The organism is Aeromonas sp. 600479, from assembly GCF_049175515.1.
In the GTDB taxonomy this organism is placed as follows: Bacteria; Pseudomonadota; Gammaproteobacteria; order Enterobacterales; family Aeromonadaceae; genus Aeromonas; species Aeromonas veronii_A.
Window position 1 is genome coordinate 295,352 of sequence record NZ_JAAKVF010000003.1, and the last position, 12,344, is coordinate 307,695.

Annotated in this window: 10 protein-coding genes; 2 read left to right on the top strand and 8 right to left on the bottom strand. The window is 61.1% G+C overall.

The features are described from left to right. From G5149_RS05905 to G5149_RS05935, 7 genes are all read right to left on the bottom strand, one after another. Positions 1-2,877, bottom strand: coding sequence for a formate dehydrogenase subunit alpha (locus G5149_RS05905; protein ID WP_005353754.1), 2,877 nt, complete (start codon positions 2,875-2,877; stop codon positions 1-3). A 23-nt stretch (positions 2,878-2,900) separates the two neighbouring features. Then, entirely contained in the window at positions 2,901-3,104 is a 204-nt protein-coding gene (locus G5149_RS05910; RefSeq protein ID WP_043162611.1) for a transcriptional initiation protein Tat, read from the bottom strand. 131 nt (positions 3,105-3,235) lie between these two features. Beyond that, positions 3,236-3,853 (bottom strand): TorD/DmsD family molecular chaperone, encoded by a 618-nt coding sequence (locus G5149_RS05915; protein ID WP_040065378.1) that lies wholly within the window; start codon positions 3,851-3,853, stop codon positions 3,236-3,238. A gap of 10 nt (positions 3,854-3,863) precedes the next feature. Beyond that, complete coding sequence (locus G5149_RS05920) at positions 3,864-5,600, bottom strand: 4Fe-4S binding protein (protein ID WP_421212055.1); 1,737 nt, start codon at positions 5,598-5,600, stop codon at positions 3,864-3,866. A gap of 118 nt (positions 5,601-5,718) precedes the next feature. After that, positions 5,719-6,312 carry a DUF3306 domain-containing protein gene (locus G5149_RS05925; RefSeq protein ID WP_421212017.1) on the bottom strand — a complete coding sequence of 198 codons (594 nt, stop codon included), beginning with the start codon at positions 6,310-6,312 and terminating at the stop codon, positions 5,719-5,721. Further along, on the bottom strand, positions 6,305-6,883 hold the full coding sequence (locus tag G5149_RS05930; protein ID WP_421212019.1) for a DUF3305 domain-containing protein: 579 nt from the start codon (positions 6,881-6,883) through the stop codon (positions 6,305-6,307). Before G5149_RS05930 ends, G5149_RS05925 begins: the two co-directional genes overlap by 8 nt. Before the next feature lie 373 nt (positions 6,884-7,256). Continuing rightward, positions 7,257-8,165 (bottom strand): hypothetical protein, encoded by a 909-nt coding sequence (locus G5149_RS05935; RefSeq protein WP_139742613.1) that lies wholly within the window; start codon positions 8,163-8,165, stop codon positions 7,257-7,259. Positions 8,166-8,398: 233 nt separating this feature from the next. Between G5149_RS05935 and G5149_RS05940 the strand changes: the two genes are divergently transcribed. Both G5149_RS05940 and G5149_RS05945 read left to right on the top strand, forming a co-directional pair. Then, complete coding sequence (locus G5149_RS05940) at positions 8,399-9,256, top strand: formate dehydrogenase accessory sulfurtransferase FdhD (protein ID WP_100645365.1); 858 nt, start codon at positions 8,399-8,401, stop codon at positions 9,254-9,256. Positions 9,257-9,271: 15 nt separating this feature from the next. Further along, positions 9,272-10,138 (top strand): helix-turn-helix transcriptional regulator, encoded by an 867-nt coding sequence (locus tag G5149_RS05945; protein ID WP_013723539.1) that lies wholly within the window; start codon positions 9,272-9,274, stop codon positions 10,136-10,138. Between the two features lie 80 nt (positions 10,139-10,218). On the opposite strand, the gene G5149_RS05950 is transcribed toward G5149_RS05945, so the two are convergent. Then, positions 10,219-12,321, bottom strand: coding sequence for a sensor histidine kinase (locus G5149_RS05950; protein ID WP_421212022.1), 2,103 nt, complete (start codon positions 12,319-12,321; stop codon positions 10,219-10,221). Positions 12,322-12,344 lie beyond the last annotated feature (23 nt).

Here is a 12,344-nt window from a genome sequence, read left to right on the forward strand (position 1 = left end):
TCAGGCTCCTACTTTGCGAAAACGGCACAGGGTGACCTTGGTCTCCTGCATCTGGGTGACCGGGTCATAACCATAGGTGGTGACTATGTTGACCGACTCCCCCAGCACATAGGGGTCAGACCCTTCCGGATATTTGGATCGCAGATCCTTGCCCTCGAAGTGGCCGCCGAAGTGGAACGGCATAAAGGCGAGCCCCGGTTTGACCCGCGGAGTCACCAGTGCCTTCACCTTGACCCGGCCCCCTTCCGGCCCCTCGACCCACACATCCTGACCGTCGCGCACCCCGACGTCGTTGGCATCCGCCGGGTTCATCTCGACGAACATCTCCTGCTGCAATTCAGCCAGCCAGGGGTTGGAGCGGGTCTCGTCGCCGCCCCCCTCGTATTCGACCAGACGGCCGGAGGTGAGGATGATGGGGAACTCCTTGCTGACATCCTTCTCCTGCACCGAGGCGTACTGGGTCGGCAGGCGCCACAGGCTCTTCGAATCAGGCCAGGTGGCGTAGTCAGCCAGCAAGTCGCGGCGCGGGGTGTAGAGCGGCTCGCGGTGCTTGGGCACCTGATCCGGGAAGGTCCACACCACGCAGCGTGCCTTGGCGTTACCGTAAGGGACGAAGCCGTGCTTGATGGCGACCCGCTGGATGCCGCCGGAGAGGTCAGTCTTCCAGTTCTTGCCCTCGGCCTCTTTCTTCTCGGCTTCGGTCAGCTCATCCCACCAGCCGAGCTGCTTCATCAGGTCGGCGGTGATCTCGGGATAGCCGTCTTCCACCTCACTCCCCTTCGGCCAGGAGTCTTCGGCGAGCAGCGAGACGCCCTGATACTCGATGCCGAAGCGGGCGCGGAAACCACCGCCCCCTTCCGATACCGGAATGCTGGTGTCGTAGAGGATGTGGCTGCCGGGGTGTTTCATCTCAGGGGTGCCCCAGCAGGGCCACGGCAGACCGTACACTTCGCCACTGACCGGGCCGCCCTCGGCCTTGAGGTTGGTCTTGTGGAAGGTGTGCCAGTTCTGCTGGTGCGCCTTGAGCCGCTCCGGGCTCTGGCCGGTGTAACCCACACTCCACATGCCGCGGTTGTATTCGCGGGTGATGTCTTCCAGCAGTGGCTGGTTGTTCTCCACCTTGATGTGCTTGAACAGCTGGTCGGCAAAACCGAGCTTCTTGCTCAAGAGATACATGATCTCGTGGTCGACCTTGGATTCGAACAGGGGCTCAATCACCTTGTCACGCCACTGCATGGAGCGGTTGGTGGCGGTGACGGAACCATAGGTTTCGAACTGGGTGGTAGCCGGCAGCAGGTAGACGCCGTCGGTGCGATCGTTCATCACCGAAGCGACGGTGGGGTACGGATCGACAATCACCATCATGTCGAGCTTTTGCATCGCCTTCTTCATCTCGGGGCCGCGGGTCTGAGAGTTGACCGCATGGCCCCAGTAGAACATGGCGCGAATATTGGAGCCCTGCTCGATGAGATCGGCATTCTCCAGCACCCCGTCCACCCAGCGGGAGACCGGAATGCCGTTGTTATTCATCGGCAGCTTGCCGTTGTAGGCCTTGTTGTCGAAGCGCGCCTTGATCCACTCGTAATCCACATCCCACACCCGGGCCCAGTGCTTCCAGGAGCCCTCTTCCAGCCCGTAGTAACCAGGCAGGGAGTCGGAGGTGACGCCAAAGTCGGTGGCGCCCTGCACGTTGTCGTGACCGCGGAAGATGTTGGTGCCCGCCCCGCTCTTGCCCACGTTGCCGAGGGCCAGTTCGAGGATGCAGTAAGCGCGTGTGTTGTTGTTGCCTGTGGTGTGCTGGGTACCGCCCATGCACCAGACCACACAGCCGGGGCGGTTGTCGGCCAGCAGCTTGGCAGCGCCATAGACCTGCTGCTCGTTGAGGCCGGTCACCCGCTCTACTTCGGCCGGAGTCCAGCGCGCCACCTCTTTTTGCACCTCGTCCATGCCATAGACGCGGGTGCGGATGAACTCTTTGTCTTCCCAGCCGTTCTTGAAGATGTGCCAGAGCATGCCCCAGATAAAGGCGACGTCGGTGCCCGGACGCAGGGAGAGGTACATGTCCGCCTTGGCGGCGGTGCGGGTGCGGCGCGGGTCGACCACCAGGATCTTGCAGCCGTTGCGCTCTTTCGCCAGCAGGATGTGCTGCATGGCGACCGGGTGGGCCTCCGCCGGGTTGGAGCCGATAAACATGATCGACTTGCTGTTGTGCATGTCGTTCAGGCTGTTGGTCATGGCGCCGTAGCCCCAGGTGTTGGCGACACCTGCGACCGTGGTGGAGTGGCAGATCCGCGCCTGATGATCCACGTTGTTGGTGCCCCACAGGGACGCCATCTTGCGAAACAGGTAGGCCTGCTCGTTGGAGTGCTTGGCGGAGCCGAGCCAGTAGACGCTGTCCGGGCCGGACTCCTTGCGCAGGCGCAGCACCTCGTTGCCCACCTCTTCGATAGCCTGATCCCAACTGATGCGCTGCCACTTGCCGCCCACCAGCTTCATCGGGTACTTGAGGCGACGCTCACCGTGGCCGTGCTCGCGCAGGGCCGCCCCCTTGGCGCAGTGACCGCCAAGGTTGAAGGGGTGATCAAAGGCCGGCTCCTGACCGGTCCAGACGCCGTTCTGCACCTCGGCATAGACGCCGCAGCCCACCGAGCAGTGGGAACAGATGGTGCGCTTCACCTCGACCGGCACCCCGGCCGCCACGGTTTTGGCCTCGGCCCGCTGCATCATGGCAGGGGCCAGCCAACCGGCGGCCACGGCGCCACCGGCTACCAGACCCGAGTTGACCATAAAGGCGCGGCGGGTCAGCCCCTGACCGCGAATGGCCTCATTGCCCTGCTCGCCCGCCTGGGGCTGCTCGGCACGTTTTGTCAGTTTCATGAGTTCTCCTTCACTGATCCGGCTCAGTCAGTGCCGCGCAGGGTGCGATAAAAGTCGTGAACATGGGGGGTCTCCCGATAGCCCTGATCAGGCTTGGTATCGTGGGTCAGCGCCTCTTTGCTCACCACCCGACCGGTGGCACCGGCCAGCACGCCTATGGTGGCGACCACGCCAACTCCCTTGATCAGATTGCGGCGGGACGGGTCTTTCAGCTGTTCATCGCTCATTCTTGTGACCTCTGTTGTTGTTCTTGCCGGCGCCTGTGCGCCAGCTTCGCGTCCAATGGGATATCTCGTCTGCTCGTTTTGTTATGCGCAGAACTTGTTATGCACAGCGTGTTATGCACAGATAAGGGCGTTCAGCCCTTCACCACGCAGGCGCCAAACGGCAGGCGCAATTCGTTTTCCAGCTTGAAGAAATCTTCGGCAAGGGCGCCGACCGCCCGGTAGAAGCTGCCACCTTTCGCCTGTTGCTGATCGCGGCAGCAGGCGAGTACCCAGGGGGCAAGGTGGCGCTCATAGAAGCGGTTGCGCTCCGGATGCTGCTCGCCAATCAGTACCGCCATCACCTCACAGAGGGCGGCGAGATGATCTTCCGGCTCGCACACTCCGCTCTGGCGCTCGAAACCGAGGGACTGCAGATCTGCCCGCAGCACCGCCAGCGGCAGCTCCATCAGGGAGCCAGTGAGATACCAGGAGGCAAACGGCACGATCTCCCCGCGCCCCAGCCCGATAAAGAGATCCTGATACTCCTCGGCAAGCTCGTTTTCGTGGTGGCTGCTGGCCGCCAGCTGCACCAGCCCCAGCCCTCTGGCAAAGGGGCCCGGCATAGCCTGCAACCCTTGCAGCCAGGCGAGCTGTTCGCCACGGGGAGCGGCGCGCCAGAGGCTTGCCAGCAGGGCGTAGAGATCGGCGCTGCTCTGTTCCAGTTCGGTCATGGTCAGTTCGCCAGCCTTTTCGTTATGTTGTTCACTCATCACTGGCCCCTCACACCTTGAGCTGGGAGACGGGATCCGCCGCCAGCGCCGCAAACACATCCTTGACCCGACAGTCCTCACACATCAGCAGCCGCAGGGCGGCCTCGTTCTGGAAGTGGGAGTGACCGGCCAGTTTTTGCTGGATACGGCGGATCATCGAGGCAGGCGCGAACGGCTTGGAGCAGCGAATGCAGCAGGCCGCCTCTTCGGCTTTGAGGCTCTGCACGGCGCGGCGCGCCTCGGGCACGGGTTGCAGGCGGGGCACCAGTACGATGGCCCGCTCGGGGCAGGCTTTTTCGCACATGCCGCACTGGATGCAGTCCTGCTCGATGAAGTTGAGGCCGGGCGTGTAACCAACCGCATGCAGGGCGCGGCTCGGGCAGACCGCCACGCAGCCCATGCAGAGGGAGCAGTCAGACTCTTTGAGTTCCACACTGCCGTATGGGGCCCCGTGGGGCACCGCCAGCGGCTCGCGGCGCCCTTCGTTGGCCTGCCAGAGGGCATCGAAGGCGGCAAACAGGTTTTCCCGTTTGTCCCCTTTGAGCGGCTTCTCCAGCAGGGCAACGGTTGGCTGGCCGGAAACAGGCTCACCAGCATCTATGTCAAACAGAGCGATGCGATCGGTAGCAAGCCCAGCGCCCGCCAAGAGCACGGCGGCGCTCGCCAGCTCCCGCTCAACCAGCGCACGGACGCTTGCGGGGGCATCGTCGCCCAGCGCGATGCGCACCGCGCTGGCGCCATAGGCAAGGGCGGCGAACCAGCTCTCGATACCCAAACTCGCGCTCTCCTCCACCCAGACTGGCAGCCAGTTGGCAGGCAAGCGGGTGAGTTCGTCTTCCACCCATTCGCGCTCGTTTTCACCGGCGATCAGCAGTCGAGGCGCTTCGCCGCCCGCCTCCCGATAATGCTTGAGCAATCGGAACAGGTAGTCGCCGCTGGTGTTGGCATCGGGCTGATGATAGGCAATCGCCCCGGTCGGACAGGCCGAAGCACAGCTGCCAAAGCCCTGACAGAGATGAGGATCGATCTGGATGCGACCATTGATGGGCTTGAGGGCATCGGTCGGGCAGACATCGAGGCAGCGGCTGCAACCGGGCACGCCGCGGGCGGTAAAGGCGCAGGCCTCGGGGTCGAGGCGAAAATAGCGCGGCTTGTCGAAAATACCGGTCAGCGCACAGAGCTCGGCGAGCTGTTCAGCCAAGTCTGTGTCATCAGCCAGATGCAGATAGCCAACCGGCGGACGCTCCAGCGCAAAGAGCGGGGCGCGGCCCAGATCGGCCACCAGATCAAAGCGCGGCTCGCGTGGCTGTTCACTGACAACAGTCGCTTGTTGTGGGAAGCAAAGCCCAGCCAGATTAACCCGCTCCCCCTGCCCATTGAGGCCAATGAGCTGGAACTGCCCCAGATACCCTGTCAGGCCCGGTTCGCGCAGGGTCAGGGCCGCGAGGGATGCGGTGGCATCAAAGATGGCTTCGAGATCGGCCGCCTCGGCATCGTGGACCGCTTCGGTCACCAGCAGGGTGGACTTCACCCCGGCAGGCAGCAGGCTGGCGGCGCGGCGAATGCGATCTTCCGGGCCGACCAGCAGCAGGCGCCCCTGACTCTGGTAAGAGACAGTGGCCGGGATTAGGTTGTCGGTCTTGACCGTATGCTGCAGGGCATAGGCGCGAGCTCGCGCGTTATGCTCGGCCGCCCCCGCCCCATGGGCAAGATTGGAGGCCAGATTTGGGGTCAGATTTGGCAACATTTGTTCAGTGCTCACATACGCTCCTGTGCGCGCCACCTCATGGGATGGGCGCTTGTTGGTAAGCCGAGAGAGCAAGAGGCGAGCCAACTCCCCCGGAAAAAAAGTGACTGACAGGGAGTCAGGATCCTGAGTGTTCCATTCCCCCACCTTTGGTTGGGACATTTTGTCCACCAGAGGAAACCAAAATGTCCCGATCGTCGATGTGGGTTTGAGAATGGTTATCAGCCAGCTCGTCGGCGGCAGGTTCGCTGACAAGCGCCACCGGTTCAGCAGACCCGCTGGCCGGATTGGCCGATTCGCTCTCCGGGGCGGTTACCTGATCTACCAGCCAGTTGCGCAGCCCGGCAGTCAGGGCCGCGGGCAGCAATTCGGGCTGGCTGAAATCCTGGGTGTAGTCGTCGAGCCCATCCGGTTTATGGCTGCGAAACATGGCCCGCAGCGCCTCCTTGTCGGGGAGTTTTGCCTTGCCCGGCTGGGCTGTTATTAGCGGCGGTTCGCCACTCCCAGCCTCCTCAACGGCAAGGGGTTCACTACTCCCCTTGTCAGTGCTGACTACGGGGCTATCCAGCGAGGTATCTGGAGTTTCAGCTTCGCCACTGCCTTCGATGGGGGCGGCAACCGCCTCGGGAATGGCCTCTTCCCTTGGCTGCAATGCCTGATGCTTGCGCGCCTCACTCTTGCGTGACGACCAGCGCTTGAGGAACTCACTCATGGGCGCTGTTTCCGGCCTTGTTTACGGCACAGGTTACGGCGTCACTGCCACGCTCGCGGCCATCGGGGTAGGTGGCTTTAACGGCGCCGCAGCTGGCTTGATCCTGGCTATCGACACCCAGCTGATCCTGCGCCCGCCCCTTGCCCTTCTTGCCCTTGCGACGGGCCTCCAGCAGCTCGCCGTGACGACCGATAAAGGCCTCCACCCAGGCTTGCAGCGCCTCGGGCAGTGGGCAGGAGAGCACCTGCCGCTCGCCATCCATATAGGCGGCGGCCACGGTCTGGCTCAGGGTGAGGCCATCGGCCACAAAGCCATTGTCCACGCGGCTTCCGGTGACAAAGAGGCGGGGCGAACCGGAGCTCAAATTGAAGCGATAATCCCCCCGCTCATCACGAAACAGGGTAAGGGGCAAGGCACCGGCAGCCTCGGGTTCGGCGGGATAGAGCGCCGCAATCTCGAAACGGCGGCTCTGCCAGCGGCCAACCTGGCTGTCGATGGCCTTTAACTCCAGTTGCAGCCAGCGCTGCGGGGGCAAGGTATTGGTTGTCTCTTGCACTGTCACGGCTCCCATCAGAAGGTCTCTGCCGGGCCGCCCTCCCCTGTGCACCACCTCGTTCGGGGCGGATCAGAGCAGGAGATTTATGGCGGCCACGGCCATCAATGGGATAAGACATAGCAAGAGTGGGGCCAAGGCCGGTCTGGTGGCCGATGGGAGTTTGATGCGGGTTGGGTCGTCATGCGGGATATGAGTTGGCACAGGCGTAGGTTGGTGCAGAGCGCAGCGAAGCCCAACATGCGGCGTAAAACCAATCAGCCATAGCTAATCAAGAGGGATGGCAATAATCGAATAACTCCGAATTATCCGATTATTGCCTTGATAAAAAGTGGGGCTTCACTTCGTTCAGCGCCAACCTACGATTCAGCCCAACATTCAAGATCTCTTATTAAATAACATATCTTTTTACTGTTCTTGCAATACTCAACACTGAATCCTCAAAACCATTACAGATGACCTCTGCACTGTCTTTCTTTGTTCTTTTTAACCATTCATTTGTGTCTTGAGGGTAAGGATCTACAACTAATAAATCAGCGTGAGACTCCTCTAATGGCTGCCAAATATGAGAGTCATGTTCGATATATTTTATACCAACTAAAACTATTAGATCTGATGTCGAGATAACACCCTTATAATCTTCTTTAACTTTATTAATTAATGCCGAGTTGATTACTACCCTTTTGCCTTTTTCGTATAGAGAAAGTACAGGGCTAAGGTCACTATTTCTAGGATCACCGCACCAGCTAACAACTTCCTCATGTGTAGATACAGCATCGGTTTGCAAACCCTCAAAGAAAGTTCCACAACCGATCATGGTATTACCACTAAAACTACAACCGTTTGGGATTCTAGGTAGAAAGTTTGATGAACCATGAGGCTTTAATACGTTAACCCCTTGACCTGAACAGTTATAATCCGATGGGTAACCAGTCAACCCCAAAGCCTGCTCAATTAATGTATCATAATTTAATGTAACAATATTAATCTCACTCATATATCTACGAAGCTTATTGAAAAGCCTCGCATATGCATTCTCTGGCGTTATTTTAAATTTAGAAAGATAGCAGGCAATTTCTTTTTGCAATGGATTAATCTTTCTGCTGTCGTTGGCTATGTATGCCATACCTTCTTCAAAGCCACGCTCAATAAAAACATTTTTAATATCTTGTGGTAATGCGGCAAATGCTCTATTTAAAGACACCAGATTGTCAAAAAGATAATTTCCTAATGGAGGATTATATGGAATAGTTCTACCAGAACCATAACTTGCACCAGCACCAAAAATCAATGTTATCAATCGTTCCCCCTAAAATAAAAACACCATATTATTTAAAAGCACATCATTAATATGACACTACCATCATGCTAACAAACAAATAAACTAATGGCATTCAAAATAATGTCCAACTTTCGTCCACTGCATCAATACTGTTTGGCACCGACATTTTCTATGCTCATATCTACATGAATATGGAACAAAACTTGCTGTATCCCTCCCCTTAGATCCCGGCAACCGGTCGCGAGGGGCCCATGACACCGACCTTTATCAAAAGCAATGCTGCCGCCCAGCTCACCATGGCCGTCGAGGTGATGGATGAACAGGGCACAATGAACACCCGCCAAATCGCCTGTGAACGGCCACTGACTGTCTACCTCAACTGGAAGGAGATAGTGACCCTGATGACGCTGGGGGCCCGCCCCGAGGCGCTGGTGCTGGGTTATCTGAAAAATCAGGGCTTTATCGAGGATATTTCGGCCATCGAGTCGGTGATCGTCGACTGGGAGAGCGAGGCCGCCGCCGTGGTGAGCAGCCAGCAGGCCGCCGATCTCGACAAATCCTTGGAGAAGAAGACGGTCACCTCCGGCTGCGGTCAGGGCACCATGTATGGCAGCGTGATGAAGAAGCTCGAAGGGGTGGTTTTGGCGGCGCCCGAGCTTAAACAGAGCACTCTTTACTCCCTGCTCAAGGCGCTGTCGGCCCATAACGAAACCTACAAGATGGCGGGGGCCGTGCATGGCTGCGCCATCTGTCGCGGTAGCGAAATCCTCTCCTTTGTCGAGGATGTGGGGCGCCACAATGCGGTGGATACCCTGGCGGGCGAGCTCTGGATGCGCGGCGAGGCTGGCCACGACAAGATCTTCTACACCACGGGGCGGCTCACCTCGGAGATGGTGATCAAGGTGGCGCAGATGGGCATTCCGGTGCTGCTTTCGCGCTCCGGCGTCACCCAGATGGGGCTGGATCTGGCCCGCCAGCTCGGCATCACCATGATTGCCCGCGCCAAGGGGCGCCATTTCGAGGTATTCAGCGGCCACGACCATATCGTGCTGGACGAGAAGCCGCCGGTGCTGGCGCCCAGTCCGGCTGGTCGCGGGATGCGGGATTAAACCATGAACGAGTTTATGAACGTCAAGCAGGTGGCGGAATACCTCGATCTCAACGAGAAGAAGGTCTACCAGCTCGCCAACGAGGCGCGCATCCCCGCCACCAAGGCGACCGGCAAGTGGCTGTTTCCCCGCTCCCTGCTCGATCGCTGGCTGCTCGGCAGTTGCCACGAGGGGGTAATGAACGACCGGCTGCTGCTGGCTGGCTCGGACGATGTGCTGCTGCACTACGCCAGCAGCCGCTTGGCACAGCAGCTCGGCACCCAGGCACTGGTGGGCTACACCCCGTGCGGCACCCGTCAGGGGCTGGCGATGCTGGCGCGCGGCCATGTGGATCTCTGCGCCATCCACTGGGGGCAGGCCGAGGAGGCGCACCTGCGCCACCCGGCGCTGGTGCAGCAGTATCAGGGCCACCGGCAATGGGTGATCGTTCATGGATTCAGGCGGGTGCAGGGGCTGGTGCTGCGGCAAGGGCTGCAACCCAAGGAGGCGAAAGAGGCGCTCGACTGGCGCTGGGCCATGCGTCAGGAAGGCGCTGGCAGCCAGCGCGCCCTGCAGGAGTGGCTGCAAACCCAGGGGGAGTCGCTGACCCGACTGGAGCGCACTCTCGAGGTCAACAGCGAGCGGGAGCTGGCCGCCGCCATCAGCCGTGGCGATGCGGACGTCGGGCCCGGCGCCCAGAGCACCGCCACCGAGTTTGGCCTCGGCTTTATGCCGCTGTCGCAGGAGTGTTTCGATCTGGTGATGCCGCAGGGGGTCTTCTTTCGCACCCTGCTACAACAGCTGATCGGCTGGCTGCAATCCCCCGAGGGGCGCGAGCTGGCGGCTCGCCTCGGCGGCTATGACCTGACCCAGAGCGGCAAGCTGGTGTGGAGCCCGCAGTAAATAACCACTCATCCACCGACAAAACAGCCCGTCAACCATGTTGACGGGCTGTTTTTATAACGGGCCTTTTTTAAGCAGCATCAATCGCTTGTCTCACGCCCCTCGGCATTGAGCGCAATACGCCACCCTTCCAGTTTCGCGGGCTCGCTGCCGCTGGGCAGCAGGGCATGGCTGCGCAGCCGCACGGTAAAGCAGCTCCCCTGCCCCGGGGTGGAGTCCACCAAGAGCTCCCCACCCCAGCGACTGATGATGCGGTGGCTCAGGGCCAGCCCCAGACCGGTGCCTGTGGCGCGGGTGGTGAAGAAGGGGTCGAAGATCTTGTCCATGATGGCGGCGTCTATGCCGCTACCGTTGTCGATCACCCGCACCTCGGCCCCGCGCAGCTGACCCAGTTCATCGACCCAGTCGCGACTCTCGACCCGGATCTCCCCCTGCTCTCCCAGCGCGTGGCTGGCATTGACCAGGAGGTTGATCAGCACCTGCAACAGCTGCTGGCGATCCGCCTCGATGGGCTGCTGGGCCCTGAGATCGGCCACCAGCTCCACCTGCTGCTGGCGCAGGGCGGAGCGCACCAGCGTCAGGCTCTCCTCGATGATGGGGTTGAGGTGCTGCCACACAGGCTCTGTCTCGTAATCGCCGGGGCGAGAGTATTGCAGCAAGCTGCGGGTGATGGCACGAATGCGCTCGATCTGGGCCAGCACCAGCGCCAGCTCCTCGCTGACCGGCTCGGCCGCCTCCCCCAGCTCCAGCTTCATCAGCTCCACATTGCCGAGGATCACCGCCAGCGGGTTATTGATCTCGTGGGCCACCCCGGCGGAGAGCTCGCCAAGGGCCGCCAGCTTCTCGCTGATCAGCAGCTGCTGGCGCGCCTCGGTCAGCATATGGATATGATCTTCCAGCTCGGCAGTCTTGAGCTCGAGGCTTTGGGTACGCTCGGCCACCTTCTGCTCCAGCTCGTCGGCGCTGCGGGCCATCTGCTGCTGATGCGCTTCTTGCCTGTCCAGCATGGCGTCAAACTGGCGACCGAGCTGGGCCAGCTCGTGGTCGGGGTCTAGGGCCAGCGGACCGATGCGGGCCGACTCCCCGGCCTGTACCTGCCGCACCACCTTGTGCATCCGCTCGATAGGGGAGAAGAGATCCCGCGCGCCGCGATAGACCAGCAGGCCAGAGAGCAGCAACAGCAGCACTACGCCGGAGCCCAGCTCCACCAGATTGGTGAGGTAGGTGCGGATAATGGGCCACTCGAGAAAGCCCACGTAGAGCATGCCGAGCCGCTCGCCCCTGGCTCCCAGCAGCGGCTCGTAACCCGAGACATACCAGGCGTCGTGAACGAAGGCGCGGTCAACCCACATCTCCCCTCGCCCCAGCACCTGTTCGCGCACTGGCGGCGAGACCCGGGTGCCCACCGCCCGGCCCACCTGACGGCTGCTGCTGACCGGCACGTTGGTGCTCACCCGCAGATCATCGAGAAACAGGGTGACGGTGCCAACGCTGCCATCCGGCAGGGTATTTTTGGCAAACACCTGACCCTTGAGCTCATCCACCAGCCGGGTGCTGCCGTTGACAAGCTCGCCCCCCTCCAGCACGGCCCAAAGGGAGCCGTCGCGGCCCATCACAGGGGTCAGTGACAGGCTGATCAGCCCCCTGTCCTCCACCACCCTGGTGCCATCCCGCTGCCACAACACAGCCCGCTTGGCCAGTTGCGGGGAGAGGGCGAGCATCTCCTGCTGCGACCAGACCACGAAGTGACTGACGCTGCGCCCGGCCGTGAGGGCGGCGCGCTCCTGCGCCGTCAGCTGATCCAGCTCGGGGCCGCGGCGCAAGCGCAGAAAATCGAGACCATAGTTGGCCGCCTGCGGCATCACCCAGTCATGCAGCTGATCCGGCGATTCCCGCAGCCGCAGCTGAAAGGCCCAGGCATCGCGCAGATGCTCCAGATGCTCGGTCTGGCGCTGTTGCTGCACCGTGATGGCGTGGTGGGCCACCCCGAGATCGCTGCGCACCGTGGTGAGCAGGTTCTGCCAGCTGTAGGTGAGGGTCCAGTAGAGGGTGAGCGCGATCATGCCCACCAGAGTGAGCATGATGGGTACCGAGGTGAGCAGCAGCAGGCGCCAGCGCACTTTGGTGCGCACGCAACGGGGCAACAGGGCGCGCATGCAGCGGGAGATCAGGGTCAGTTTCATCGCCACCCCATCCAGTCAGCCTT

Coding starts and splice junctions, on each gene's coding strand:
- G5149_RS05905 (WP_005353754.1), bottom strand. CDS start 2,877: ATGAAACTGACAAAACGTGCCGAGCAGCCCCAGGCGGGCGAGCAGGGC.
- G5149_RS05910 (WP_043162611.1), bottom strand. CDS start 3,104: ATGAGCGATGAACAGCTGAAAGACCCGTCCCGCCGCAATCTGATCAAG.
- G5149_RS05915 (WP_040065378.1), bottom strand. CDS start 3,853: ATGAGTGAACAACATAACGAAAAGGCTGGCGAACTGACCATGACCGAA.
- G5149_RS05920 (WP_421212055.1), bottom strand. CDS start 5,600: ATGTTGCCAAATCTGACCCCAAATCTGGCCTCCAATCTTGCCCATGGG.
- G5149_RS05925 (WP_421212017.1), bottom strand. CDS start 6,312: ATGAGTGAGTTCCTCAAGCGCTGGTCGTCACGCAAGAGTGAGGCGCGC.
- G5149_RS05930 (WP_421212019.1), bottom strand. CDS start 6,883: ATGGGAGCCGTGACAGTGCAAGAGACAACCAATACCTTGCCCCCGCAG.
- G5149_RS05940 (WP_100645365.1), top strand. CDS start 8,399: ATGACACCGACCTTTATCAAAAGCAATGCTGCCGCCCAGCTCACCATG.
- G5149_RS05945 (WP_013723539.1), top strand. CDS start 9,272: ATGAACGTCAAGCAGGTGGCGGAATACCTCGATCTCAACGAGAAGAAG.
- G5149_RS05950 (WP_421212022.1), bottom strand. CDS start 12,321: ATGAAACTGACCCTGATCTCCCGCTGCATGCGCGCCCTGTTGCCCCGT.